Consider the following 26,308-nt stretch of genomic DNA (forward strand, 5'->3'; position numbering starts at 1 on the left):
CATGCTCGACGACCACCAGATCGACCTGCTGCGCGACGCCGCGCACGGGGATCCGTTCGCGGTGCTCGGCCTCCATACCGATGTCGACGGCCGCTTCTGGCTGCGCGCATTGCTGCCCGGCGCCACGCAGGTCGCGGTGCTCGACGCGAGCAACGGTGAGCTGCTCGGCGCCTTGAAGCCGCGCCGCGCCGACGGCTTCTTCGAGGGCGCGCTGCTCGATGCCGCCGAGCGGCCGAACTACCGCTTGCAGGTGCGTTGGGGCGACGGCCACTCGGCGATCGTCGACGACCCGTATCGCTTTCCGCCGGTGCTCAGCGATCTGGACATCTGGCTGCTCGGCGAAGGCTCGCACCTGCGGCCGTTCGAGGTCCTCGGCGCCACGCAGCGCATGCTGCTCGGCGTCACCGGCACGAGCTTCGCGGTGTGGGCGCCGAACGCGTCGCAGGTCAGCGTCGTCGGCGACTTCAACCTGTGGGACGCACGCCGCCACCCGATGCGGCTGCGGCGCGAATGCGGCGTCTGGGAGATCTTCCTGCCCGGCGTCGGCGCCGGCGCGCGCTACAAGTACCAGATCCGTGCGCGCGACGGCCGCGTGCTGCCGCAGAAGGCCGACCCGTACGCGCTGCAGTGCGAGCTGCGGCCGGCGACCGCGAGCGTCGTCGCAGGCCTGCCGGCGGTGGCGCCGAAATCCGCGGCGCGCCAGCGCGCGAATGCGCACGACGCGCCGATCAGCATCTACGAGGTCCACCTCGGCTCGTGGCGGCGCAAGCACGATCACGCGAGCGGCCCCGATGGCCGCTTCCTGAACTGGGACGAACTCGCCAGCGAACTCGTGCCGTATGCGCGCGAGATGGGCTTCACGCACCTCGAGCTGCTGCCGGTCAGCGAACACCCGTTCGACGGCTCATGGGGCTACCAGCCGATCGGGCTGTACGCGCCGACCGCGCGCTTCGGCGACGCCGCAGGGTTTCGCCGCTTCGTCGATCGCTGCCATGCCGAGGGGCTCGGGCTGCTGCTCGACTGGGTGCCGGCGCATTTCCCGTCCGACGCGCACGGGCTGGCCGAGTTCGACGGCACGCACCTGTACGAGTACGCCGATCCGCGCGAAGGCTTTCACCAGGACTGGAACACGCTGATCTACAACTTCGGCCGCACCGAGGTCGGCAACTTCATGGTCGCCAACGCGCTGTACTGGCTCGAGCGCTACAACGTCGACGGCCTGCGCGTCGACGCGGTCGCGTCGATGCTGTATCGCGACTACAGCCGCGAGGCCGGCGCGTGGATCCCGAACCGCCACGGCGGGCGCGAGAACCTCGAGGCGATCGGCTTCCTGAAGCGCATGAACGAGGTCGTCGGCGGCGAGCGGCCGCAAGCGGTCACGCTGGCCGAGGAGTCGACCGCGTTCCCCGGCGTCTCGCGCCCGACCTACGCCGGCGGCCTGGGCTTCCACTACAAATGGAACATGGGGTGGATGCACGACACGCTGCAGTACATCCAGCGTGACCCGATCCACCGCCGGCACCATCAGAGCGAAATGAGCTTCAGCCTGGTCTACGCGTTCAACGAGAACTTCGTGCTGCCGATCTCGCACGACGAGGTCGTGCACGGCAAGGGTTCGATGCTGACCAAGATGCCGGGCGACCGCTGGCAGAAGTTCGCGAACCTGCGCGCGTACTACGGCTACATGTTCGGCCACCCGGGCAAGAAGCTGCTGTTCATGGGCTGCGAGTTCGCGCAGGAGCGCGAGTGGAACCACGACCGCAGCCTCGACTGGCACCTGCTCGACGATGCCTCTCCCGCCAACCTTCACGACGGCATGCGCAGGCTGCTGCGCGACCTGAACGCGTTCTACCGCGCGACGCCCGCGCTGCACCAGCGCGACTTCACGCCCGACGGCTTCGAGTGGATCGCCCACGACGACGCCGCGCACTCGGTGCTGAGCTTCATCCGGCGCGGTGCCGATACCGGCACGCTGATCGTCGTCGTCTGCAACTTCACGCCGACGCCGCAGCCGGGTTACCGCGTCGGCGTGCCGAATGCCGGCAGCTACCGCGAATGCATCAACACCGACTCGGTGCACTACGGCGGCAGCAATGCCGGCACGCCGCTGGGCGCGGCGACCGCGCAGAACCTGCCGTTCCACGGCCGCGCTCACTCGATCGTGATCGACCTGCCGCCACTGGCCACGGTGATGTTCGAATGGAAGGCCTGAAGCGGCGCCGCGCGAAGGCGGCGGCCACGGCGGCGGCACCGCTCGCGCTGACGGCGGGCCGACCGTGGCCGATCGGTGCGCACGTCGACGAACACGGCGTGAACTTCGCGGTCTTCTCGGCCCATGCGCAGGCGATCGACCTGTGCCTGTTCGACGCGACCGGCACGCGCGAGACCGCACGGCTGCGCCTGCCGGGCCGCAGCGGCGACATCTGGCACGGCCACCTCGCCGGCGCAAGACCGGGGCTGATCTATGGCCTGCGGGCGCACGGCCCGTGGCGCCCCGACAAGGGCCATCGCTTCAACCCGACCAAGCTGCTGCTCGACCCTTACGCGCGCGAGATCGTCGGCCGCTTCGACTGGTCGGGCGCGCACTTCGGTGCCGATCGCATGCACCCGAAGCAGATGGACGGACACGACAACGCGGCCACCGCGCTCAAGGCCCGCGTCACGCACGATGCCTTCGCCTGGGGCGACGACCGCGCGCCCGCGACCTCGCTCGCCGACACGGTGCTGTACGAGCTGCACGTGAAGGGCTTCTCGAAGCTCAACCCGGCGCTGCCCGAGCCGCTGCGCGGCACGTATGCCGGGCTCGCCCACGAGGCATCGATCGCGCACCTGCAGCGGCTCGGCGTCACGGCGGTCAGCCTGCTGCCGGTGCACCGGCGCGTCGACGAAGAGCGCCTGGTCCGCGCCGGGCTGACGAACTACTGGGGCTACAACACGATCGGCTTCTTCGCGCTCGAGCCGCGCCTGGGCACCACGAAGGACGACGGCGCGGCGCTGCGCAACGAGTTCCGCGGGATGGTCAAGGCGCTGCACCGGGCGGGCATCGAGGTCATCCTCGACGTCGTCTTCAACCACAGCGCCGAGAGCGATGCGAGCGGCCCGACGATCGCGTTCAGGGGACTGGACAACGCGTCCTACTACCGGCTGCCGCCCGATGCGCGCAGCGACTACGAGAACGACACCGGCTGCGGCAACACGATCGACCTGCGCCACCCGCGCGTGCTGCAACTGGTGATGGATTCGATGCGTTACTGGGTCCGCGAAATGCACGTCGACGGCTATCGCTTCGACCTCGCGCCGGTGCTCGCGCGCGCCTGGGGCGACGAAGGAAGTTTCGATCGCCGCGCGGCGTTCTTCGCCGCGGTCGCGCAAGACCCGGTGCTGGCGCGCGTCAAGATGATCGCCGAGCCCTGGGACCTCGGCCCGGGCGGCTACCAGGTCGGCGGCTTTCCGAACGGTTGGGCCGAGTGGAACGACAAGTTCCGCGACGAGATGCGTGGCTTCTGGCTCCGCCGCCCGAGCCACCGCGGTGCGTTCGCGCAGCGGCTGTGCGGCTCGTCCGACGTGTACCAGGCACGCGGCCGCGCGCCGGCCGAGTCGGTCAACTACACGATTTCGCACGACGGCTTCACCTTGCGCGATCTGCTCAGCTACGACGAGCGGCACAACCTCGCGAACCTCGAAGACAACCGCGACGGCACCGCCAACAACCTGAGCTTCAACGCCGGCGTCGAAGGCGCCAGCGACGACCCGGCGGTGAACCTGCTGCGCGGGCGCCTGCAGCGCGCGCTGCTCGCGGTCGCGCTGCTCGCGCAGGGCACGCCGATGCTGTGCGCCGGCGACGAGCTGGGCCACACGCAGCGCGGCAACAACAACCCGTACTGCCACGACAGCGAGATCACCTGGATCGACTGGTCGAACGCCGACACCGATCTGATCGAGTTCACCGCGCGCGTCTGCGCCGTGCGGCGCCTCGCGCAACCGTTCGCGAACCGCTGGTACAGCGGCCTGACCGATCCGCTCGGGCTGCACGATCTGAGCTGGTTCGGCCGCGACTGCGCGCCGCTGCAGGACGCCGGCTGGCGCGACCCCGAGGCGCGCGTGCTCGGTTGCCTGATCGGCGAGCCCGGCCGCGCCGCAGCGCCGCTGCTGCTGCTGGTCAATGCCGAGGCCGACGACACGACCTTCATGCTGCCCGCGGGCGTGTGGGAGGCGATCCTCGACAGCAGCGACCCGACCGGCCGCGGATCGTGGCACGGCCAGGGCGAAGTCGAGATCGCGCTGCCCGCCGGCACCCTGCTGCTGCTCGCCGCCGCGGGCGCCGACCTTCGGTTGTAGTCGGAGCGGCAGCGCCAAACCAGCCCCAAACAAAAGGGGCGCCCGAAGGCGCCCCGCTGAACGGTGGCGAAGCCCCGTTTATCGAACCACTGCGATCTGGTCGCGCTTCTCGCCCTTGTACGTGAACAGCGTCAGCGCGCCGTTCTTGATGTCGCCCTTGTCGTCGAACGCGATCGTGCCGGTCACGCCCTTGTAGCCAGCGGTCTTGGCCAGCACCGGCAGGTAGACCTTCGGGTCGGACGAACCGGCCTTGACCATCGCGGCGACCATCACGTTGGTCGCGTCGTACACGTACGGCGCGTAGACCTGGACGTCGATGCCGAACTTCTTCTTGTAGTCGGCGCGGAACTTCTCCATGCCGACCTTCTGCTCGCCCTCGACGCCGCCTGCTTCGGCGCACACGACCTGGCCGTCGGCCATCGCGCCGCCCGCCAGCTTCGGCAGTTCGGCCGAGCAGATGCCGTCGCCGCCCATGAACTTGGCGGTGATGCCGAGCTGCTTCATCTGGCGGATCATCGGGCCGGCGACGGCGTCCATGCCGCCGAAGAACACGACGTCGGGCTTCTTCGACTTGATCTGGGTCAGGATCGCGGTGAAGTCGGTGGCCTTGTCGGTCGTGAACTGCGTGTCGGCAATCGCGCCGCCCGAAGCCTTGACGGCCTTCGTGAACTCTTCGGCGACGCCCTGGCCGTAGGCGGTGCGGTCATCGATCACGGCGATCGACTTGCCCTTCAGTTCCTTCACGGCGTACTTGCCGAGGGTGCTGCCGAGGTGCACGTCGTCGGCAACCACGCGGAACGCGGTCTTGAAGCCCTGGCGGGTGTACTTCGGGTTCGTTGCCGACGGCGAGATTTGCGGGATGCCGGCATCGGAGTAGATCTTCGATGCAGGAATCGTCGTGCCCGAGTTCAGGTGACCGATCACGCCGACCACCTTCGCGTCGGCGAGCTTTTGCGCGACCGCCGTGCCCTGCTTCGGATCGGCACCGTCATCTTCGGCCAGCAGCTCGAGCTTGACCTTCTTGCCGCCGATCGTCACGCCCTTGGCGTTCAGGTCGTCGATGGCCATGCGGGCGCCGTTTTCATTGTCCTTGCCGAGGTGGGCGATGGCGCCACTGGTCGGGCCGACGTGGCCGATCTTGACGACCGCATCTTGCGCGTACGCTGCGCCACCGACCACCACCAACGCCGCGGCAACGACCGCGTTCAGTTTGACTTGCATGCAAAACCTCCAGATGGAATGTTCAAACAAAGGAAACGGTTGATATGTCAACGGGCGACACCATACCCCAAAAAAAAAGCAATCTACCTAGTGGATGCACGGGGCGCCCGCCGCCTTCAAGCCCGCACGCCTCAAGGCGCTGCGCAGCTTCCGGGTGAACCCACAACGCGCGGGTCAACGGATGCGATGACGCGCCAGTTCCTGCGCCACCGCACGAGCGACCACGTCACGCAAGGTCGATGCCAGCTCGGTGCGCGCCTCGCGCACGATCCCGTCGGCGGCGCGCGCCAGCAAGGGGGTCAGCACTTCGCGCATCCGGTAATCGAGCATCAGCTCGACCTGGCGCTGCAGCTCGAGCAGCACGCCCTGGATCATCTGCTCCTCGGCCGCGCGCAGCGCCGGGGACGGCACCGCGAGGACATCGCCTTCGAACGGCTGCGCCTCGGCCGGCGCCACCGGCGGGGCCTCGGCGGGCGATGCCGCGGCGCGCTGCGGCCACGCGACGACCTCGGTCAGGGTGGGCACCCGGTCGGGCGGCCCGCCGGTGCTCATCCGCGCACCTCGTGCTTGGCGATCGCGTAACCGCGCGCGGCGTAGTGCTTCCAGCGCGCACGCGCCGCGAGACGGTCCTCGTCGTCCGGCGAAACGATCTCGATCACCTTCTCGAAGCTCTCGAAACCCGCCGGCGCGTCGCGGCCCAGATTGACGAGCACGTCATGCTGCGCCGCCTCGCTGGCGTCCTGCACGAGCCAGACCCTGGTGGCGGCGCGCAGCCGCTCCGCGACCGGCTGACCGGCGCGTGGCATCAGGTGCGGCAGGAACTCGAGGTCGTCGAAGGTCCAGAGTGCACGGTCGAAATGGGCCAGCGCCGGCGCCGGGCCGGTCAGCACGACGCTCGCGCCGTTGCGCGTCGCCTTGCGCACCAGGCGGCAGGTGTAGTCCGTCCGGTCCGGGACGTTGAAATGGAAACTGACTTCCGTCATGGGATGACCGAAGCGACGCCCGCCGTCAGCCCGCGTGGCCGAGCACGAAATGCGTCAGCAAGGGCACCGGGCGGCCGGTGGCACCCTTCGCGGCGCCCGACTTCCAGGCGGTGCCGGCGATGTCGAGGTGCGCCCACGGGTACTTGCCGGTGAAGCGCTTCAGGAACATCGCCGCGGTGATGGCGCCGCCCGGGCGGCCGGCGATGTTGGCCATGTCGGCGAAATTGCTCTTCAGGCCGGCGTCGTATTCTTCATCGAGCGGCATGCGCCAGCACGGGTCGAGGCCCTTGTTGCTCGCGGCGAGCATCTCCTCGGCGACCTTGTCGTCGGCGGTGAACAGGCCCGAGTGATGGTGGCCGAGCGCGATCACGCACGCGCCGGTCAGCGTCGCGACGTCGACGACGACCGCCGGCTTGAAGCGCTCGGCGTAGGTCAGCGCATCGCACAGGATCAGCCGGCCTTCGGCATCGGTGTTCAGGATCTCGATCGTCTGGCCCGACATGCTCTTGACCACGTCGCCGGGCTTGACCGCGCTGCCGCTGGGCATGTTGTCGCACGACGGGATGATGCAGACCAGGTTCAGTTTCGGCTTCAGCTCGGCGACCGCGCGCAGCGTGCCCAGGACGCTCGCGGCGCCGCCCATGTCGAACTTCATCTCGTCCATCTCGGGGCCGGGCTTCAGCGAGATGCCGCCGGTGTCGAAGGTGATGCCCTTGCCGACGAGGACGACCGGCGCCTGCGTCTTGGCCGCGCCGTCGTAGCGCGCGACGATGAAGCGCAGCGGCTCGTCGGAGCCCTGCGCGACCGCGAGGAACGAGCCCATGCCGAGCTTCTCGCAGGCCTTGCGATCGAGCACCTCGACCTTCAGCGCGTAGTCCTTGCCGAGCTTCTTCGCCTGCTCGGCGAGGTAGGTCGGCGTACAGTGGTTGCCGGGGCGGTTCGCACATTCGCGCGCGAGGTTCACGCCGGCGGCGATCGCATGGCCGCGCAGCAAGCCTTGCTGGACCGACTTGGCGTCCGCCTTGCTGCACAGCAGCGTCAGCTTCTCGAGCTTCGACGCGGCCGGCGCGCTCGGCTTGGTGTGACGATAGAGGTAGGTCGATTCGCGCGCCGCGGCGACGACCGCCTCGGCGTGCGCATCGGTCAGCGCGCCAGCGCCGGCCAGGCCGACCGCGACATGCTTGGCCCCGCTTTCCTTCACCAGGTGGATGCCGTTCGCGACTGCCGCCTTGACCGCTTTCGCGGTCGTGCCGCCGGCGGCCGCGAACACGACCCGCGCCGCGCGCACGCCGGCCGGCCGATGCAGGTACAGGCTCTTGCCGGCCTTCAGCGTGAGGTCGCCCTGCGCGAGCGCGTCGCTCAGTGCCGCGGCGAGCGGCGAGGCCAGTGCCGGATCGACCGCGTCACCGGTGACGACGAGCACGAGCGCATCGCAGCTCTGGTTTGCCAGGGCCTCGAGAGACGAAATCTGATGACGAAAGTCCATAATCGGGAAGTCCTTTAGACAAGCCGACGATGTTATTCGATTCCACTTTGCGCCGAGAACTGGCGCGCAACTTCGGTGCCACGCTGGTGGTCATCCTCACCATCGTGCTGACGATGATGCTGATCCGCACCCTCGGCCAGGCCGCCGGCGGCCATGTCGCGCCGCAGGACGTGGTGCTGCTGCTCGGCTATGTCGCGCTCGGTCACCTGCCGACGATGCTTGCGCTGTCGCTGTTCATCGCGATCGTCGCGACCTTGTCGCGCATGTACCGCGAGAGCGAGATGACGATCTGGTTCGCCAGCGGCATCGGCCTGACGCGCTTCGTGCGGCCGGTGCTGCGCGTGTGCTGGCCGGTGCTGCTCGTGATCGGGCTGCTTGCGCTGTTCGTGTGGCCGTGGCAGAACCAGCGCGGCGTCGAGCTGAAGGAACGCTTCGAGCGGCGCTCCGACCTCTCGCGCGTCACGCCGGGGCAGTTCCAGACCTCGAACGACGGCACGCGCGTGTTCTTCATCGAGCGCGATCCGGCCGACAGCCGGACCGGCCGCAACGTCTTCATCCTGAGCTCGCTGCCCGGCTCCGAATCGGTGACCTCGGCGCACAGCGGCCGCATCGAGATGGTCGGCGACGACCGCTTCCTGCAGCTCTCGCGCGGCCAGCAGAACGAAGAAAACCTGCGCACCGGCGACAAGACGCTGGCGCGCTTCGAGGGCTACAGCGCGCGCGCCGGCGAACGCGTGATCTCGGGCCTGGACAACCTGCCCCCGAAGGCGCGCACCACCTTCGCGCTGCTGGTCGACCCGACGCCACGCAATCAGGGCGAACTGGTCTGGCGCCTCGGGCTGCTGCTCGGCGGCGCCAACATGGTGCTGCTCGGGATCGGCCTCTCGGCCTCGAATCCGCGCCGCGCGAGCAACTGGAACCTGCTGTTCGCGCTGCTGACCTTCGCGATCTACTACAACGTGATCAACCTCTCGCAGGCCTGGGTCGCCGGCGCCAAGATCGGCATGGGCGCGGCGCTGGTGCTCGCGCACGGCGCGGCGTTCGTGATCGCGATCGGGCTGCTTTGGTGGCGCGAGAACGCGAACCGGCGCGGCGCCTGGCGTGCCCGGCTCGCCGCGCGGGCGGCGCCGGCATGAGCCCCGCCCGGCCGCCAAGGGCCACGAAGGGGCCACTTCGTGGACCCTGGGCCCGCACCGCAGCGCGCAGCGCGGAGGTCACCCAATGAAGACCGTCCGCCGGCTGTTCTACGTCGACATCGTGACCGCGGTCGCGTTCGTCGCGCTGGCCTTCCTGTCGCTGTCGTTCTTCATCGACTTCATCGACGAGCTCGGCGATGTCGGCCAGAACGGCTACACCATGCTGCAGGCGACCTTGTACTCGCTGCTGCTGCTGCCGGGGCACTTCTACGAGGTCGCGCCGATCGCGGTGCTGATCGGCACGATCTACTCGCTCTCGCGCATGGCGCAGTCGTCCGAGTACACGATCCTGCGCACCGGCGGGCTCGGCCCATGGCGCGCGCTGTCGCTGCTGACGACGCTCGGGCTGGTGTTCGGCGTGCTGACCTTCGTCGTCGGCGACTACCTCGCGCCGCTCAGCGAGCGCCAGGCGACGCAGGTGCAGGCGACGGTCAAGGGCGGCATGAAGCTCGGCCGCTCGGGGGCCTGGCTGAAGGACAAGGATCACGTCGGCACGCCGCGGGAACGCAGCTACTCGATCAATGTGGGCTCGGCCGGGCCGAAGGCGCTGCTGCACGACATCCGCATCTTCGAATTCGATGCCGACGGCCGCCTGCTGCGCCGCATCGGCGCGGCCAGCGCGCGGGTCGAGCCGAACCAGACCTGGGCGCTGCAAGACGTGACGGTGACGCGCTGGGCCGCCGACGCTGCCACCGGCGGCAGCGTGCAGGTGCCCGAAGAGAAGCTGCCCGAGTTCGCGTGGCACAGCAACCTGTCGACCGCGATGGTGGCGGGCGCCGTCTCGCCGGTCAGTTCGATGTCGACGATCGACCTGGCGCGCTACATCGTGCACCTTGCCGACAACGAACAGGCCGCGCAGAGCCACCAGATCCAGTTCTGGAAACGTGCGCTCTATCCGTTCGCATGCCTCGTGATGGTCGGCCTCGCGCTGCCGTTCGCGTACATGCACGCGCGCGCCGGCGGGGTCAGCCTGAAGGTCTTCGGCGGCATCATGCTGGGCATCAGCTTCGTGCTGCTGAACAATGTCGCCGGCCACCTCGGGCTGCTGCGCGACTGGACGCCGTGGATGGTCGCCGCCGCGCCGAGCCTGCTGTACCTGCTGCTGTCGTTCGCGGCCTTCAGCTGGCTGGTGCGCTACCGATGAGGCCAACATGAAGCGCGGGATCGTGCTGTTCGCGCACGGCGCGCGCGACCCGCGCTGGGCCGGGCCGTTCGAGGCCGTCGCGCAGCGCGTGCGTGAGCGCGACCCGGCGCTCGAAGTGCGGCTCGCGTTCCTCGAGTTGATGACGCCGACCTTGCGCGCAGCCGGCGACGCGCTCGCGCAGGCCGGCTGCGCGCGCATCGATGTCGTGCCGCTCTTTCTCGGTGCGGGCGGTCATGTTCGCAACGATCTCCCGGTGCTGGTCGACGAACTGCGCACGGCCCACCCGCGTGTGCAGTGGCATCTGCAACGCCCGATCGGCGAGGTTGACAGCGTGATCGACGCGATGGCGGGCGCCGCCGTCGATTTTCTGAACGAGCCCTCGCCATGAACCTGCACCAGTTCCGCTTCGTCCAGGAAGCCGCGCGCCGCGACCTGAACCTGACCGAGACCGCGAAGGCGTTGTTCACGTCGCAGCCCGGCATCTCGAAGGCGATCCTCGAGCTCGAGGCCGAGCTCGGGGTCGACATCTTCGCGCGGCACGGCAAGCGCCTGCGCCGCATCACCGAGCCGGGCCAGCAGGTGCTCAAGAGCATCGAGGTCATCATGCGCGAGGTCGGGAACCTGAAGCGCATCGGCGAAGAGTTCTCGATGCAGGACGCCGGCACGCTGTCGATCGCGACCACCCACACGCAGGCGCGCTACTTCTTGCCGGAGCCGGTCGCGCAGCTGCGGCGGCGCTTCCCGAAGGTCAACATCAGCCTGCACCAGGGCTCGCCGGAGCAGGTGGCGCGCATGGTGCGCGACGAGGTCGCCGACCTCGGCCTCGCGACCGAGGCGCTGTCCGACTTCGACGAGCTCGTCACGCTGCCCTGCTACGAGTGGCGCCACGCGGTCGTGATGCCGGCCGGCCACCCGCTGGCGCAGGTCGAGCGCATCTCGCTCGAAGACCTGGCGCTGGTGCCGCTGGTCTCGTACCACCCGTCGTTCAGCGGCCGCACCCGCGTCGACCAGGCCTTCGCGACGCGCAACCTGAAGCCGAACATCGTGCTCGAGGCGATCGACGCCGACGTCATCAAGACCTACGTGCGCATCGGCCTGGGCGTGGGCATCGTCGCCGAAATCGCGGTGCGCGATGACCCACCCGGCGGCGACCTCGTCGCGCGCTCGGTCGGCCACCTGTTCGGCAGCAACGTCACGCGCATCGCGTTCAAGCGCGGCGCGTACCTGCGCAACTTCGTCTATGCGTTCGCCGAGATGCTCTCGGAGCGCCTGAACCGCAAGCTGATCGTCGGTGCGATGGCCGGCGAGGCCGACGACTATCAACTCTGATCCGTCTTTCAACCACACGCCACGCATGAACAGTCGCCCGTTCCCGACCCCCGCGATCTCGAGCCGCCTGCCGCAGGTCGGCACGACGATCTTCACCGTGATGTCGGCGCTCGCGCTCGAGCACGGTGCCGTGAACCTCGGCCAGGGCTTTCCGGATTTCGATTGCGACCCGCGCCTGCTCGATGCGGTCGATACCGCGATGCGCGCCGGCCTGAACCAGTATCCGCCGATGCCCGGCGTGCCGGCGTTGCGCGAAGCCGTCGCGGCCAAGGTCGCGGCGCTGTACGGCCATGCGTACGACCCCGGCACCGAGATCACGATCACCGCCGGCGCGACACAGGCGATCATCACGATCATCTTGGGCATCGTGCACCCGGGCGACGAGGTGATCGTGCTCGACCCCTGCTACGACAGCTACGAGCCCAACATCGTGCTCGCCGGCGGCACGGCCGTTCACGTGCCGCTGACGCCGGGCACGTTCGAGCCCGACTTCGCGCGCATCGGTGCCGCGATCACGGCGCGCACCCGCGCGATCGTGATCAACACGCCGCACAACCCGAGTGCCACGGTCTGGTCGGCGGCGCAGATGGAACAGCTCGCGGCGCTGCTGCGCGGCACCGACATCTTCGTCGTCGCCGACGAGGTCTACGAGCACATGGTGTTCGACGGCGCGCAGCACCAGAGCGTGGCGCGCTTCCCCGAGCTGGCCGCGCGCAGCTTCGTCGTCTCGAGCTTCGGCAAGACCTATCACGTGACCGGCTGGAAGGTCGGCTACGTGGCGGCGCCGGCCCCGCTGACGGCCGAGTTCCGCAAGGTGCACCAGTTCAACGTGTTCACGGTCAATACGCCGATGCAGCACGCGCTCGCCAGCTTCATGGCCGATGCGTCGCACCACCTCGGTCTGCCGGCGTTCTACCAGCGCAAGCGCGACCTGTTCCGCGACGGGCTCGCGCGCACGCGGCTGCGCGTGCTGCCGAGCCGCGGCAGCTACTTTCAGTGCGTCGATTACTCCGCCGTGAGCGATCTGGCCGAAGCCGACTTCTGCCGCTGGCTGACGACCGAGATCGGCGTCGCGGCGATCCCGCTGGCGGCGTTCTACCAGGGTGGGTTCGAGCAGCGCATCGCGCGCTTCTGCTTCGCGAAGAAGGACGAGACGCTGCAGCTGGCGCTCGCACGCCTGGCGCGGCTCTGAGAACCTGGGGCGCGCAGCCTCAGCGATTGCCCGATTTCGGCGCCTTGGCGGGCGCGTCGAGGTCGAAGTCGATGAAGATCGAGTCGATCGCTTGCTCGCCCGAGCGGTGCGTCGCCGATGGCTTCGTCTCCGGACCGTGGGCGGCGCCGGGCGCGAACGACACGTCCAGGTCGAGCGGCATCGTCGTCAGCGCGCTGGCCTGGAAGTCGCCCGACTTCGTGTTCGCGCTCAGGCGCGAGATCGGCTCCTCGCCCGGATCGTCGAGCGGCAGCAGCAGGTCGACATGCGTGTTCGGCAGCGCACCGTCATGCTCGGCCAGATCGCGCGCGATCGAGTACAGGAACAGCAGCTCGCGGTAGGCAGGCAAATCGAAGGTCTCGTCGGTCTTGTTGCGGCGGAACAGAGACGCGTCGAGCGTCCCCATCGCGCGTACCGGCGACGACCACAGCTGCTGCAGCTGGGCGATCGTGTCGGGGTAGTCGACGAGCGAGCGGCCTTGCTGCAGGTCGGAGTCCCAGTCGGGGGCGTAGGAGTTGAAGCGGCGGTTGAAACGCTCCCGGATGCGCTGGTAAGCGTCGCCGTCGCCGCGGCGGCGATAGATCTCCAGCAGCTTCAGGTACGGCAGCGGACTGTTGCCGCCGTCGCTGCGGACGTGGCTCATCAGCAGCTCGATCGCGGCTTCGTCCTGGCCGAGCACGATGAAGAATTCGGCCTGCTGTTCGAGGTCGATCAGTTCCTCGACCGAGAGCTCGCGCGGGCGTTCCCGCGCGGCCCGCGCCTGCGACGGTGCCTCGTCTTCGTCGACCACGGTCGAGACATCGAACACGTCGACCGTGGTCTGCGGCAGGCTCAGCGGCGCCGGTGCCGAAACCACGGGCTCGGCCGCGGCGGCTGCGAGCGGTGCGCTCGACGCCACCGGCGCCGGTGCCGGCCCGGCCCACCAATGCGCCGCATGGCGGGCCCTCGATTGCCGCCACCACAGGCCGGCGACCGCGAGCGCGAGCAACGCCGACAACCAGGCGAGCGCATAGACCAGCGGATTCGCGTAGCGCTCGTCTTCGGCCGCCTTCAGCCGCGCTTGCAACGCGACCAGCGCCGCCTGCGTGGTCTGGGAGTCGGCGCGCAGCTTGGCGAGCCCCTCCTCGACCGTCTGCATTCGCTGGCGTTCCTTCGCGAGTTGTTCGGCCGTGTCGTCGGGCTTCGGCGCCGAGGCCGGCGCGGCGGCCACGAGCACCGGCGGCGGCGCCGGTGCCGGCGGCATCGATGCGCTGCGGCCGACCACCGGCGCAGCGGCCTCGAGCTGCAGGCGCGCGCCGGACGGCGTCGCACGGGCCACGTTGGGCTGACGGGTGATCGGGCGCTTCGGCTTCTCGCTCGCGGCCGGCGCGGCGTTGATCCTGTCGGCCGCGACCGCACGCGCAGGTGCAGGCGCAGAAGACGGGGCACGGCTGCCGCTGCGTGACGGCCCCGCACGGTCGGCGCGGCGCGGGCCGGAAGCCGGTGCATTCGCACTCTGCACCATCGCCGTGATCGGCGCGACCTGCGACTCGGCGCGCTGCGGCGGCGGCGCTTCGACCGGCGCCGTCTGCGCCGCGTTGATCAGCGGTGGATCGATGAACGCGACGAAGCGGCGCGTCACCCGCGCGTCGCAGCCGAGCGTGATGCTGACGGTGACGACCGGCTCGTCGATCAGCGCGCTGGTGGTCACGCGCACGCTGCGTTCGATCGCATCGGCCGGGCCCTCGAGCGCAACACGGATCTGGCTCGGGTGCAGCTTGTTCTCGCCCGACTGGACCTCGGCCGACACGCACTCGCGCGGCAGGATTTCGTCGGCATCGAGCCGCACCGTGGCGACGAAGCTCAGCGGCTGGCCGAGCTGCGTTGCATTGCTGACGCGCCCGAAGCCGACCGCATGGGCCGACACGCTGGCGAGCCAAAGCGCAGTGCCGATCACGGTGAGGGTCGAAGCTGCGTGCATGCGGTGTGCGTGTGGGTGGCGTCGTCGCTGTTGGATGCCCGAGGGACTCTAGCATGAAGACCACCCCTCGGCGACGCTGCGCAGCCACGCTCCGCCGGGCGTGCGTGACGCAATTCCTGCGGCACCCCGCATGGCCCTTGCGCGGCCGCCGAACGGCCCGTCAACACCCTGAGCACCCGCTTGGCGGGTGGCGGCGTACCCGCCGCCGGGTCCCCATCAGCTGCGATAGCCGGGGTCGGCCCGGTCCAGCCGGCGCAGCAGGCCCGGCCACGTCAGCGCCCCGCCGCCGACGCCGCGTGTCGCCTGCCGGGCCTGCTGCTGCGCACCGGCGATGATGCGCGGGTCGATCGGGATCAGCTCGCCGCCACCGGCCAGCGCGCGGACCTGGATCGTGCAGACGGTCTCGAACAGGTACATGTTCAGGAACGCGTCGGCGACGGTGCCGCCGAGCGTCAACAGCCCGTGGTTGCGCAGCATCAGGAAGTTGTGGTCGGGGCCGAGGTCCTGCACGAGCCGCGGCTTCTCGTCGTCGCGCAGCGCGACGCCTTCGTAGTCGTGGTAGCTCAGGCTCGACAGCACGAAGATGGACTGCTGCGAGATCGGCAGCACCCCGCCCTTCTGCGCCGAGACGGCGATGCCGTTCAGCGAGTGCACGTGCAGCACGCACTGCGCGTCGTGGCGCACCGCGTGGATCGCGCTGTGGATCACGAAGCCGGCCGGGTTCACGTCGTACGGCGTCTCGTCGAGCTTGTTGCCCTGCGCATCGACCTTGATCAGGCTCGACGCGGTGATCTCCTCGAACATCAGGCCGTACGGGTTGATCAGGAACTCGTCGTGCTTGCCCGGCACGCGCGCGCTGATGTGCGTGAAGACGAGGTCGTCCCACTTGAACAGCGCGACCAGTCGGTACGCGGCGGCGAGGTCGACGCGCACCTGCCATTCCTCGGGGCTGACCTGGGCTCTGCGATTGGGAATGTCGAGTGTCGGTGGATTCATGCGCTTGTCTCCGAAGGTCGTGGTCGTTCGATGAATGCCATGCAGGAGCGTCATACACAATAGGCTCGCGCGGCGGCATGATGCTGTCACATCAGCGACTCGACATGAATACCCCCGTTCTTACAATCGCCGAACGCTCCAACATCGACGCCGGCTCTTGGTTTTCCAAACTCTCCCAACCCTTGCGCAACGCGATCCTTTCGCGCGCGGTGGTGCGGCGTCTGGCCGATGGCGCGATGCTGTCGGCACGTGGCGGCCCGGCCGAGGAATGGTGCGGTGTCGCGAAGGGCGCGGTGCGGGTCAGCTCGGTCTCGTTGTCGGGCAAGCAGATCACGCTGACCTACGTCGAGCCCGGCACCTGGTTCGGCGACATCTCGCTGTTCGACGGCCTGCCGCGCACGCACGACTCCAACGCGCATGGCGAGACCACGCTGCTCGTCGTGCGCAAGGCCGACTTCAAGGAGCTGCTCGCACAGCACACCGAGCTGTACGACGCGCTGCTGCGCCTGAACTGCCGCCGTCTGCGCCTGATGTTCGATGCGGTCGAAGACCTGAACACGCGGCCGCTCGCATCGCGACTGGCCAAGCAGATCCTGCTGCTCGCGCGCAGCTACGGCATCAACCAGGGCGAGGAGATCCGCATCGGCCTGCAGCTTGCGCAGGAAGATCTCGCGCAGCTGCTCGGCGCCTCGCGCCAGCGCGTCAACCAGGAACTGAAGGGCTTCGAGCGCGACGGGGCGGTGCGCATCGAGCCGACCCGGCTGGTGGTGCTGTCGAAAGAGAAATTGCTCGCCATCTCGAGCAAGTAACGCACCGGCGCAACGCTGTCGGTCGATGACGTTCGTTCACTGAGACCGACACGATGGAAGCCAACACCGGGACCCAACCCGTCGCCGCGACGCACGCCTTCGACACCGGCGCATTGCAGACTTACCTCGAGGCGCACCTCGAAGGCTTCAGGGGCCCGCTGACGGTCGAGCAATTCAAGGGCGGCCAGTCGAACCCGACCTACAAGCTGGTCACGCCCGGCTCGGCCTACGTGATGCGCTCCAAGCCCGGCCCGGCCGCGAAGCTGCTGGCCTCGGCGCACGCGATCGACCGCGAGTTCACCGTGATGCGCGCGCTGCACGGCAGCGACGTCCCGGTGCCGACGATGCACCTGCTGTGCGAAGACGAGGCCGTGATCGGCCGCGCGTTCTACGTCATGCAGTTCATGCCGGGCCGCGTGCTGTGGGATCAATCGCTGGCCGCGATTCCCAAGGCCGAGCGCGCTGCCTACTACGACGAAATGAACCGCGTGATCGCCGCGCTGCACACGGTCGACGTGAACGCCGCCGGCCTTGCCGGCTACGGCAAGCCCGGCAACTACTTCGAGCGCCAGATCGGACGCTGGACCAAGCAGTACCTCGCGTCGGTCACGCAGCCGATCGCCGCGATGGAGCAGCTGATCGAATGGCTGCCGGCGCACATCCCCGCGAGCGCGCGCGACGAATCGCAGGTCGCGGTCGTGCATGGCGACTACCGGCTCGACAACCTGATGTTCGACCCCGTCGCGCCGCGCGCCATCGCGGTGCTCGACTGGGAGCTCTCGACGATCGGCCACCCGCTCGCCGACTTCAGCTACCACTGCATGTCATGGCATATCCAGCCGGGCCAGTTCCGCGGCATCGGCGGGCTCGACCTCGAAGCGCTCGGCATCCCCGACGAGAAGTCGTACGTGCGCCGCTACTGCGAGCGCACCGGCCGCGCCGACCCCGACGCGGTGATGGCCGACTGGAACTTCTACCTCGCCTACAACATGTTCCGCCTGGCCGGCATCCTGCAGGGAATTGCGAAACGTGTCGAGATGGGGACAGCGTCGAGCGCTCAAGCGCGTCAAGCTGGCGCCGGCGCGAGACCGCTCGCCGAAATGGGTTGGGCGCAGGCACAGCGCGCTTGACATCCCCGCTTCCGAAAGGAGATCACGAATGGATTTCGCCTACTCACCCCGCACCCTCGAACTGCAGGCCAAGCTGCTGAAGTTCATGGACGACCACGTCTACCCGGCCGAGGCCAGGTACGAGGCCGAGATCGCCGCGAACACCGCGGCTGGCAAGCGCTGGACGCCGCTGAACACGATCGAGGCGCTCAAGCCCAAGGCCCGCGCGATCGGCTTGTGGAACCTGTTCCTGCCGCCGACCGCCGGTGGCGAGGGCTCGGCCCACAACGGACGCGACTTCGGCTTGTCGAACAGCGATTACGCGCCGCTGGCCGAGATCATGGGCCGCGTGCCCTGGTGTTCCGAGGTCTTCAACTGCTCGGCGCCCGACACCGGCAACATGGAGACGATCGAGCGCTACGGCCAGCCCGAACACAAGCAGCAATGGCTCGAGCCGCTGCTCGACGGCAAGATTCGCAGCGCGTTCGCGATGACCGAGCCCGCGGTCGCCTCGAGCGACGCGACCAACATCGCCTCGCGCATCGAGCGCGACGGCGACGACTACGTCATCAACGGCCGCAAGTGGTGGATCAGCGGCGCCGGCGATCCGCGCTGCAAGATCTACATCTTCATGGGCAAGACCGACCCGGAGGCGCCGCGCCACTCGCAGCAATCGATGATCCTGGTGCCGGCCGAAACCAAGGGCATCAAGGTGCTGCGCCCGCTGTCGGTGTTCGGCTACGACGACGCGCCGCACGGCCACATGGAGATCACGTTCGACAACGTGCGCGTGCCGGCCAGCAACATCCTGCTCGGTGAGGGCCGCGGCTTCGAGATCGCGCAGGGCCGCCTCGGGCCGGGACGCATCCATCACTGCATGCGCCTGATCGGCCTGGCCGAGCGCTCGCTCGAACTGATGTGCAGGCGTGCGTCATCGCGCGTCGCATTCGGCCGCACGGTGGCCGAGCAGGGCGTGACGCGCGAGCGCATCGCCGAGGCCCGTTGCCGCATCGACATGGCGCGGCTGCTGACCTTGAAGGCCGCGTGGATCATGGACGTGGCCGGCAACAAGACCGCGAAGGCCGAGATCGCGATGATCAAGGTCGTCGCGCCGAGCATGGCATTGCAGGTGATCGACTGGGCGATGCAGGCGCACGGCGGCGGCGGCGTCTGCGAAGACTTCCCGCTCGCGGGCTTCTACGCCGGTGCGCGCACGCTGCGCTTCGCCGACGGCCCGGATGAAGTCCACCGCAACGCGATCGCGAAACTCGAGCTCGGCAAATACGCCTGAGTTGACCGACGCGCCGCAGGCTCGGTGCGGCGCGCGATCAATGCCGCGGCGGCGGCTCGTCATCGGGCGGGAAGCTCTGCCACGCGGTGCTGCTGCCATTCGCGCCCGAATCGGTGCCGCGCTCGACCTCGCCGCCGACCGTGCGCATCGCCTGCGTCACCGCGGTCTCGAACAGCGCGAGCGCCGCCGCCACGGCCTCGGGCTCGGGCGCGGCGAGTTGCGTGCGCAGGTAAACGCGGCCGCGCAAGGTCATCAGCACGAGCGGCTCGTCGTGCAGCCAATGGGCCGCGGCGTGTTCGAGCCGGTTCGCGAGCGGCCCTTCGATCCACGCCAGCCCGGCGCTCGGTTCGCTCGCGACCGCCCCGAAGCGCGCGCGCAGCGTCTTCAGGTGGGACAGGTTCAGCTTCGGGAACATCACGAGCCAGCGCATCTCTTCGGGCGTCTTGGTGCCGATCTGCGTCTGCACGTCGTCGGTGAACTCTTCGAAGGTCTTGCGCTCCAGCGTGTCCATCAGCGGACGCGACAGCACGAGCATCTGCGCGTCGGACGGCAGGTCGAGCTCCATGCGCAGCCGCAGTTCGTGCCCTTCGATGTAGGCGCGCTGCGGCGGGCCCCATTCGATGCGCCAGGGCTTGCCTTCGAGCAAGCCGTCGATCACGAAGCCATCTTCGTCGCGCACGCGCTTGAAGCCGTGGCCGTGGCCCTTCGCCCACGCCTCGATCTCGCCGAGATCGCGGGCATTCCCGGGGCGCGAGAACAAGCGCTTCAGCGACTCGAGCATCGCGGCGCGCAATCCACTAGAGTCGCCGCTGCAACGCGGACATCTTGCATCGAGGACGGCATGAGTGCAGACATGATCGAAGTGTATTCGTGGGCCACACCGAACGGGCACAAAGTTCACATCATGCTCGAGGAGTGTGGCCTGCCGTACCGCGTGCATGCGGTCAACATCGGCGCCGGCGACCAGTTCGACCCCGCGTTTCTCGCGATCAGCCCGAACAACAAGATTCCGGCAATCGTTGATCCGGACGGGCCCGATGGCGCGCCGATGTCGCTGTTCGAGTCGGGCGCGATTCTGATGTACCTCGCCGCCAAGACCGGCAAGTTCATGCCGGCCACCACACGCGGGCGCTACGAGATGCTGGAGTGGCTGATGTTCCAGATGGGCGGCGTCGGGCCGATGCTCGGCCAGGCGCATCACTTCCGGCTCTACGCGCCCGAGAAGATCCGCTACGCGGTGGACCGCTACACGAACGAGGCGAAGCGCCTTTATGGCGTGATGAACAAGCAGCTCGCGAAGCGCAAGTACATCGCCGGCACCGAGTACACGATCGCCGACATCGCGATCTTCCCGTGGCTGCGTTCCTGGGAGAAACAGGGCATCGACTGGGTCGACTACCCGCATCTGAAAGGTTGGTTCGACGAGATCGCCGCGCGGCCGGCGGTGCAGCGCGGCGTCGAGGTGCTGGCAGCGCTGCGCAGGCCGCTCGTCGACGACCGGGCCCGCGAAACACTGTTCGGCAGCATCCAGTACCAACGCCACTGAGGCGACCCACGCACCATGCACGACAAGCACTGCATCGCAGCCGTTCTCCTGATCGCGACCCTTGGCGCGAGCGCGCGGGCCGCGCCGATCGGCGAGGTCGACACCGTGTTCAAGCTGATCGGGCCCGATCACAAGATCGTCGTCGACGCCTACGACGACCCGAAGGTCGCCGGCGTGACCTGCTACGTCTCGCGCGCCAAGACCGGCGGAATCTCCGGCGCCATCGGTCTGGCCGAAGACAAGGCCGAGGCATCGATCGCGTGCCGCCAGGTCGGCCCGATCAGCTTCGGCAAGCCGCTGCCGGTGCAGGAGGAAATTTTCAACGAGCGGCTCTCGATCCTGTTCAAGAAGCTGCGCGTCGTGCGCATGGTCGACAGGGCGCGCAACACGCTGGTCTACCTGACGTATTCCGACCGCGTGATCGAAGGCTCGCCAAAGAACAGCGTCACCGCCGTGGCGGTCGATCGGGCGACGGTGATCCCGATCCGGTAGCCGCAGGGACGCGCCGGCGGCCCTGCATCGCATCGCGCCCCCTAGAAGCAAGGCGGCATGTTGACTGCGCTCCGCCCGCTGCGTAGGCTCCTTCAGTCGGCTTGGCATGCAACCGGGGAGTTCCCATGAAGCAAGTTCTCGCGCTGGTCGCGACGGCCCTCGGCCTGGCACTGACCCAGCCCGTGTGGGCGGATCCCCCGGTCGTCACCACCTACGAAGCCGCAGGACCGACCGCGGCCTCGATCGTCGCCACCCGGGACGCCTTTCGCACGGCGATCGGAGGCGGCACCGTCGCCGGCGCGAACGGCTCGTTCGGCGGCCTGCGGCGCGAGATCAACTGGGACGGCGTTCCCGACTCGCTGTCCGATCCGAACAACCTGCCCGCGAACTTCTTCAACACCAACTCACCGCGGGGCGTCGTGTTCAGCACCCCGGGGACCGGCTTTCTCGTGAGCGCGAACGCCGGCGGGGCGACGCCGACGCTGTTCGGCTTCGCCAACGACTTCCAGACGTTCAGCGCGCAGCGGCTCTTCACGGCCGTCAACAGCAACATCACCGATGTGCGCTTCTTCCTCCCCGGCACCACGACCGCCGCGAGCACGAGTGCGTTCGGTCTGATCTTCGTGGACGTCGAGCTTGCCGGCGGAACGATGCTGCAGTTCTTCGACGAGAACGACACGCTGATCTACTCGAACGATGCCCCCGTGGCCGGGAACCAAGGGCTGAGCTTCCTGGGCGCCACGGTGACCGGTGCGTCGATCGGTCGCGTGCGGATCACCTCGGGCCTGAACACGATCGTGTCGAACGGCGTGCTCGGGAATCCGAACGACGACGTGGTCGTGATGGACGACTTCCTCTATGCCGAACCCTTGCAGGTGACCGCGGCCGTTCCGGAGCCGTCGACCATGGCATTGACCGGTGTGGGCCTGCTCGGTTGCCTTCTCGCGCTTCGCCGGCGCAAAGACGGGTCTCGTCAACGAGGAGTCGCCTGATTCATTGGACGGCCCTCCGAGGCGGCGCTCTCCTGAGCGCCTTCGGTCCAATCGAGGTTCAGCAACGCGGTCGTGTGGTGCAGCAGCGCTTTCAGGTCGATGGGCTTGCCGAGAAATGCGTCGGCGCCTGCGCTGACGCACTTCTCGCGCACCTCCGCGGTGCTGCTGGCCGAGATCGCGATGATCGGCACGCTTCTGAGGGATGGGAGTTGACGCATCTGCGCGATGACGTCGTGACCATAGAGATCCGGCATCACGACATCCATCAGGATGAGATCGGGCACGATGGTTCGCGCCAGGGACAAGCCTTCGTTGCCGCTTGACGCCTCGAACATCAGGAAGCCGAAGCGGCCGAGCATGTCCATCAGCACCGCGCGATTTTCGCTGACGTCGTCGACCACGAGCACCCTTCTCCGCGGGCCGCGGTAGTCGGTCATGGCGGCCTCGGGCGCCAACGGGCGCGCGTGCGCGGCGCGATCGACCTGCGGAACATCCAGTTCGACCACGAACGCGCTGCCCTCGCCAAAGCGGCTTTGCACCTGAATGTCGCTGCCCATCAGGCGCACGAACTGCCGGCTCGTGACCAGGCCCAGGCCCGTGCCGCCACTGCGGCGCCGCGCGTCGCCCACCTGCTCGAACGGATTGAAGAGGCGCCGCGCCTGTTCCTGCGTCATGCCCACGCCGGTGTCGCGGACCTCCACGTGCAAGGTCGACGGCGGCGTGAACCCCACCTGAAAGACGACCTGGCCACGATCCGTGAATTTGACGGCGTTGTCCAGGAGGTTGAGCAAGACCTGACGCAAGCGCGTTCCGTCGACCCGTACGAACTGCGGCAGATCCGCGGCGAACCGACAGACGAACTCGAGCCCCGTCTTCTGTTCGGCCTTGACGCGAATGATGTCGGCGATGACCTGCAAAAAGCACGGCAACTCGACGTCGAACGGAAACAACTCGGCCTTGCCGGACTCGATCTTCGCGAGGTCGAGGATGTCGTTGATCAGCGTCAGCAGGTGCTCGCCGCTTTGGCGAATGATGCCGATGCTGGCGCGCTGTTGCGCATTCAACGCCTTGTCGAGTTCGAGGATCTGCGAGAACCCCAGAATGCCGTTCAGCGGCGTGCGCAGGTCATGGCTCATGTTCGCCAGGAACGCGCTCTTCGCGCGGTTGGCGACCTCGGCCCGCTCCTTTTCCGCGACGAGTTCGGCGGTGCGCCCCTTGATCAATTCCTCGAGGTGATCGCGGTGCTGTCGAAGCGTCTCCTCGACGCGCTGCCGCTCCGCATTCTCGGCGCGCAAGGCATCGACGGCACGCGCCAGGTCGGTCGTGCGCGCGACCACGCGATGCTCGAGCTCGGCGTGTGCCTGGCGCAGCGCCTCTTCGGCCCGGGTGCGCCCGATCGCATAGCGAATCGCCCGCATCAGCGTCGCGCTGTCGATCTGACCCTTGACGAGGTAGTCCTGCGCACCGGCCTGCAGGGCCTGCACTGCGATCTCCTCGTCGGTCAGGCCGCTCAGCACCACGAGGGTCGGCACCTTGCCGTGTGCAAACAGGCGCTGCAGGGTCTCGAGCCCCGAGCTGCCGGGCAAGCCGAGGTCGAGCAGAACGACGTCGGCACCACGGGAGCGAAGCCGCTCGACACCGCTGGGAAGGTCCTCGGCCCACATCAGCTCGAACGCGAGCCCCTTGGCGCGCCCATCCTCGAGCATCTTGGCGATCAGCCGAGCGTCGGCAGGGTTGTCCTCGATCAGCAGGACCTTGACGGGAGCAGTCATCGGGGCCTCATTGTTGCGGCGGCAGCCTGACCACGGTCAGCCAGAACTCTTCGATCGCCTGCACGATTCGATTGAACTGGTGCAGATCGACCGGCTTGGTCACATAGCAGTTCGCATTCAGCCGGTAGGCGCGCAGCACGTCTTCCTCGGCCTGCGAGGTGGTCAGAACGACCACCGGAATCAGCTTGAGCGCGTCGTCGGATTTGATCGCGGACAACACCTCGCGCCCGTCCATTTTCGGCAGGTTCAGGTCGAGCAGGATCAGATCGGGGCGGGGCGCGTCTTCATGGGGAGCGCGTCGGTACAGAAAATCGAGTGCCGCGACGCCGTCTTCGACAACGTGCAGCTGGTTCAGCACCTTGCCGCCCTTCAGCGCCTCGCGCGTCAACCGCACATCACCGGCGTTGTCTTCGACCATCAGGATTTCGATGGGTCTAGCTCGCTCCAGGCCATCCATCACGCCTCCCCGGGTTGCCGCGGATCGCTCTCGGCCACTATAGACCTGCCTGACCACGACAGACACGGGGTGTTACCTGACGCACCGATCGGGGCCCGAACAGGCCCCTGTGCTGCGCCCGCCAGCTCCCGGATTCGGAAAATATTGGCCAGATATGACGCACTTCATCAGCCAACGATCAGAACTGACTCAAGTACAGCGAACTCCGTCCGAAAGTCAAGGCTGTGCCGTCAAAACGGCCCCGCCTGGAGACAACTCGTGAACATGTTCAACAACCTGAAGATCGGCACCCGCCTCGGCCTCGCCTTTGCCATGTGCGTGGCCGTGATGCTGGCGCTGACGGCCACCGCGAAGCTCGGCCTGGGGCATGTGCGCGACGATGTCGACCTGATCAACAAGGACCGCTATGTCAAGGTGCGCCTGACCACCGACATCAAGGACGACGTGAACATCGTGGTGCTGTCGGCGCACAAGCTGGCGATCGCGAAGGCCGCCGCTGAACGCGATGGCGACGTCAAGGAGATCGCTGCGGCGCGAACGCGCATCGGCGACACGTTCAAGAAGATCGAAGCGTTGCTCGTCACCGAAGCCGCCCGTCATGACCTGGCCAAGGTGCAGGCGGCGCGACAGCACTTTCTCCGCGAGATCGATGTGCTCCTGCAACTGGCTCGCAACGACGACGACGCCAGGCTCCGCGGCCAGCTCGATGCACTGCGGCCGGTGCAGACCGAGTACATCAAGGTCCTGGCCGACTACGCCGACGCCCAGGAGGAGCAGATGATCCAGGCGGGCGTGGACACGAACCTCACCGTGGATCGGACCTCGACGGTGCTGATCGTTGCCGCACTGATCGGCGCCGGTGTGGCCGTCGCGGCCGCCTGGGGCGCCACGCTGTCGATCACCCGGCCGATCCATCAGGCGGTTCGGGTCGCACGCACCGTGGCCGCCGGAGACCTGACCTCGCACATCGACGTGACCCGCCAGGACGAGACCGGCCAGCTGCTCGAGGCGCTCAAGGCCATGAACAGCAATCTGACCGGCATCGTCAGCCAGGTTCGCCAGAGCAGCGACAACATCGCGACCGGCTCCGGCCAGATCTCGACCGGCAACCTCGACCTGTCGCAGCGCACCGAGGAGCAGGCCTCCAACCTGCAGCAGACGGCGGCGTCGATGGAGGAGCTGACCAGCACCGTGAAGAACAACGCCGACGCGGCGCGCCAGGCCTCGCAGTTCGCCGGCTCGGCCAGCGAGGTCGCGGCCCGGGGCGGCGCCGTCGTCGGCAAGGTGGTCGACACGATGCAGCAGATCACGACCGCCAGCAAGAAGATCGCCGACATCATCGGCGTGATCGACGGCATCGCGTTCCAGACCAACATCCTGGCGCTGAACGCGGCCGTCGAGGCGGCGCGCGCCGGTGAACAAGGGCGAGGCTTCGCCGTCGTGGCCGGCGAAGTGCGCAGCCTCGCGCAGCGCAGCGCCCAGGCCGCCAAGGAGATCAAGCAGCTGATCAACGACAGCGTCGAGACGGTCGAGGCCGGCAGCAAGCTGGTCGCCGACGCGGGGAGCACGATGAACGACATCGTGAGCCAGGTCAGCCGCGTGACCGACCTGATCGGCGAGATCAGCGCCGCGACGCTGCAGCAGAGCAGCGGCATCGGCCAGGTCAGCGATGCGGTGACCCTGCTCGACCAGGTCACGCAGCAGAACGCCGCGCTCGTCGAGGAGTCGGCCGCCGCCGCCGAAAGCCTGACGCAGCAGGCCCAGCAGCTGGTCCAGGCGGTCGCGAACTTCAAGCTCGGGCCGTCGACCCCCGTTGCCAAGGTGGCGGTCGCTCCTGCGCCGGCGCGGCCAGCAAGCACCAAGCCGCTCGTGTCGCGCGCGGTCGCCAAGGCAACCGTCGTGCCGATCAAGCCCAAGGCGACTCAACGCGTCGACGCGCCGGCGGCCGTGGGCGAGACCTGGGTCTCGTTCTGACCG

General features: G+C 68.3%; 23 protein-coding genes and 1 pseudogene. 14 read left to right on the forward strand and 10 right to left on the reverse strand.

Annotation, left to right across the window (positions count from 1 at the left end; genetic code table 11):
* Position 1 precedes the first annotated feature (1 nt).
* Positions 2 to 2,212, forward strand: coding sequence for a 1,4-alpha-glucan branching protein GlgB (gene glgB, locus AC1DTW_RS06995; protein ID WP_477980310.1), 2,211 nt, complete (start codon positions 2 to 4; stop codon positions 2,210 to 2,212).
* Entirely contained in the window at positions 2,200 to 4,338 is a 2,139-nt protein-coding gene (glgX, locus tag AC1DTW_RS07000; protein WP_477980311.1) for a glycogen debranching protein GlgX, read from the forward strand. Before glgB ends, glgX begins: the two co-directional genes overlap by 13 nt.
* Before the next feature lie 78 nt (positions 4,339 to 4,416).
* Here glgX and AC1DTW_RS07005 read toward each other — a convergent pair whose 3' ends face one another.
* From AC1DTW_RS07005 to AC1DTW_RS07020, 4 genes are all read right to left on the reverse strand, one after another.
* Positions 4,417 to 5,559, reverse strand: coding sequence for a branched-chain amino acid ABC transporter substrate-binding protein (locus AC1DTW_RS07005; protein ID WP_477980312.1), 1,143 nt, complete (start codon positions 5,557 to 5,559; stop codon positions 4,417 to 4,419).
* A 174-nt stretch (positions 5,560 to 5,733) separates the two neighbouring features.
* Complete coding sequence (locus tag AC1DTW_RS07010; RefSeq protein ID WP_477980313.1) at positions 5,734 to 6,111, reverse strand: hypothetical protein; 378 nt, start codon at positions 6,109 to 6,111, stop codon at positions 5,734 to 5,736.
* Positions 6,108 to 6,542 (reverse strand): DNA polymerase III subunit chi, encoded by a 435-nt coding sequence (locus tag AC1DTW_RS07015; protein WP_477980314.1) that lies wholly within the window; start codon positions 6,540 to 6,542, stop codon positions 6,108 to 6,110. Before AC1DTW_RS07015 ends, AC1DTW_RS07010 begins: the two co-directional genes overlap by 4 nt.
* A gap of 25 nt (positions 6,543 to 6,567) precedes the next feature.
* Positions 6,568 to 8,028 (reverse strand): leucyl aminopeptidase, encoded by a 1,461-nt coding sequence (locus tag AC1DTW_RS07020; RefSeq protein ID WP_477980315.1) that lies wholly within the window; start codon positions 8,026 to 8,028, stop codon positions 6,568 to 6,570.
* A gap of 29 nt (positions 8,029 to 8,057) precedes the next feature.
* On the opposite strand from AC1DTW_RS07020, the gene lptF reads away from it, so the two are divergent.
* From lptF to AC1DTW_RS07045, 5 genes are all read left to right on the forward strand, one after another.
* Complete coding sequence (gene lptF, locus AC1DTW_RS07025; protein ID WP_477980316.1) at positions 8,058 to 9,164, forward strand: LPS export ABC transporter permease LptF; 1,107 nt, start codon at positions 8,058 to 8,060, stop codon at positions 9,162 to 9,164.
* 85 nt (positions 9,165 to 9,249) lie between these two features.
* On the forward strand, positions 9,250 to 10,368 hold the full coding sequence (lptG, locus tag AC1DTW_RS07030; protein WP_477980317.1) for an LPS export ABC transporter permease LptG: 1,119 nt from the start codon (positions 9,250 to 9,252) through the stop codon (positions 10,366 to 10,368).
* 7 nt (positions 10,369 to 10,375) lie between these two features.
* Positions 10,376 to 10,756, forward strand: coding sequence for a sirohydrochlorin chelatase (locus tag AC1DTW_RS07035; RefSeq protein WP_477980318.1), 381 nt, complete (start codon positions 10,376 to 10,378; stop codon positions 10,754 to 10,756).
* Positions 10,753 to 11,697, forward strand: a complete 945-nt coding sequence (locus AC1DTW_RS07040; RefSeq protein WP_477980319.1) for a CysB family HTH-type transcriptional regulator — start codon at positions 10,753 to 10,755, stop codon at positions 11,695 to 11,697. Before AC1DTW_RS07035 ends, AC1DTW_RS07040 begins: the two co-directional genes overlap by 4 nt.
* A gap of 25 nt (positions 11,698 to 11,722) precedes the next feature.
* A complete protein-coding gene (locus tag AC1DTW_RS07045) occupies positions 11,723 to 12,889 on the forward strand; it encodes a pyridoxal phosphate-dependent aminotransferase (protein ID WP_477980320.1) in 1,167 nt (388 codons plus the stop codon).
* A gap of 19 nt (positions 12,890 to 12,908) precedes the next feature.
* Here AC1DTW_RS07045 and AC1DTW_RS07050 read toward each other — a convergent pair whose 3' ends face one another.
* Positions 12,909 to 14,867 (reverse strand): type IV pilus assembly protein FimV, encoded by a 1,959-nt coding sequence (locus tag AC1DTW_RS07050; RefSeq protein ID WP_477980321.1) that lies wholly within the window; start codon positions 14,865 to 14,867, stop codon positions 12,909 to 12,911.
* 216 nt (positions 14,868 to 15,083) lie between these two features.
* The gene (locus AC1DTW_RS07055) at positions 15,084 to 15,863 is read right to left on the reverse strand and encodes a class II aldolase/adducin family protein (protein ID WP_477980322.1); all 780 of its coding nucleotides are present in this window, start codon (positions 15,861 to 15,863) and stop codon (positions 15,084 to 15,086) included.
* A 104-nt stretch (positions 15,864 to 15,967) separates the two neighbouring features.
* Here AC1DTW_RS07055 and AC1DTW_RS07060 point away from each other — a divergent pair, with 104 nt between their 5' ends.
* The 3 genes from AC1DTW_RS07060 to AC1DTW_RS07070 are packed head-to-tail and all read left to right on the forward strand — an operon-like array spanning position 15,968 to position 19,072.
* The gene (locus AC1DTW_RS07060) at positions 15,968 to 16,672 is read left to right on the forward strand and encodes a Crp/Fnr family transcriptional regulator (protein WP_477980323.1); all 705 of its coding nucleotides are present in this window, start codon (positions 15,968 to 15,970) and stop codon (positions 16,670 to 16,672) included.
* Between the two features lie 53 nt (positions 16,673 to 16,725).
* Positions 16,726 to 17,802 carry a phosphotransferase gene (locus tag AC1DTW_RS07065; RefSeq protein ID WP_477980324.1) on the forward strand — a complete coding sequence of 359 codons (1,077 nt, stop codon included), beginning with the start codon at positions 16,726 to 16,728 and terminating at the stop codon, positions 17,800 to 17,802.
* A gap of 28 nt (positions 17,803 to 17,830) precedes the next feature.
* Entirely contained in the window at positions 17,831 to 19,072 is a 1,242-nt protein-coding gene (locus AC1DTW_RS07070) for an acyl-CoA dehydrogenase family protein (protein ID WP_477980325.1), read from the forward strand.
* Positions 19,073 to 19,109: 37 nt separating this feature from the next.
* Here the strand turns inward: AC1DTW_RS07070 and AC1DTW_RS07075 are convergent, their stop codons facing one another.
* Positions 19,110 to 19,853: a hypothetical protein gene (locus tag AC1DTW_RS07075; RefSeq protein WP_477980326.1), complete on the reverse strand. Its 744-nt coding sequence runs from the start codon at positions 19,851 to 19,853 to the stop codon at positions 19,110 to 19,112.
* 72 nt (positions 19,854 to 19,925) lie between these two features.
* Between AC1DTW_RS07075 and AC1DTW_RS07080 the strand changes: the two genes are divergently transcribed.
* From AC1DTW_RS07080 to AC1DTW_RS07090, 3 genes are all read left to right on the forward strand, one after another.
* Positions 19,926 to 20,618 (forward strand): glutathione binding-like protein, encoded by a 693-nt coding sequence (locus AC1DTW_RS07080; RefSeq protein WP_477980327.1) that lies wholly within the window; start codon positions 19,926 to 19,928, stop codon positions 20,616 to 20,618.
* Between the two features lie 15 nt (positions 20,619 to 20,633).
* The gene (locus tag AC1DTW_RS07085) at positions 20,634 to 21,110 is read left to right on the forward strand and encodes a CreA family protein (RefSeq protein ID WP_477980328.1); all 477 of its coding nucleotides are present in this window, start codon (positions 20,634 to 20,636) and stop codon (positions 21,108 to 21,110) included.
* A 125-nt stretch (positions 21,111 to 21,235) separates the two neighbouring features.
* Positions 21,236 to 22,102, forward strand: coding sequence for a PEP-CTERM sorting domain-containing protein (locus AC1DTW_RS07090; RefSeq protein ID WP_477980329.1), 867 nt, complete (start codon positions 21,236 to 21,238; stop codon positions 22,100 to 22,102).
* Here the strand turns inward: AC1DTW_RS07090 and AC1DTW_RS07095 are convergent.
* The 3 genes and pseudogenes from AC1DTW_RS07095 to AC1DTW_RS07105 all read right to left on the reverse strand — a co-directional run bounded on the left by AC1DTW_RS07095 (position 22,084) and on the right by AC1DTW_RS07105 (position 24,331).
* A complete protein-coding gene (locus AC1DTW_RS07095; RefSeq protein ID WP_477980500.1) occupies positions 22,084 to 23,439 on the reverse strand; it encodes an ATP-binding protein in 1,356 nt (451 codons plus the stop codon). The genes AC1DTW_RS07090 and AC1DTW_RS07095 overlap by 19 nt on opposite strands.
* A 129-nt stretch (positions 23,440 to 23,568) precedes the next feature.
* Positions 23,569 to 23,874, reverse strand: a pseudogene (locus AC1DTW_RS07100) (response regulator); the annotation flags it as partial.
* Between the two features lie 7 nt (positions 23,875 to 23,881).
* Positions 23,882 to 24,331, reverse strand: a complete 450-nt coding sequence (locus tag AC1DTW_RS07105) for a response regulator (protein ID WP_477980501.1) — start codon at positions 24,329 to 24,331, stop codon at positions 23,882 to 23,884.
* 264 nt (positions 24,332 to 24,595) lie between these two features.
* Between AC1DTW_RS07105 and AC1DTW_RS07110 the strand changes: the two genes are divergently transcribed.
* The gene (locus AC1DTW_RS07110; RefSeq protein WP_477980502.1) at positions 24,596 to 26,305 is read left to right on the forward strand and encodes a methyl-accepting chemotaxis protein; all 1,710 of its coding nucleotides are present in this window, start codon (positions 24,596 to 24,598) and stop codon (positions 26,303 to 26,305) included.
* Positions 26,306 to 26,308: the final 3 nt, after the last annotated feature.

It is taken from the genome of Rhizobacter sp. P5_A1 (genome assembly GCF_056400745.1).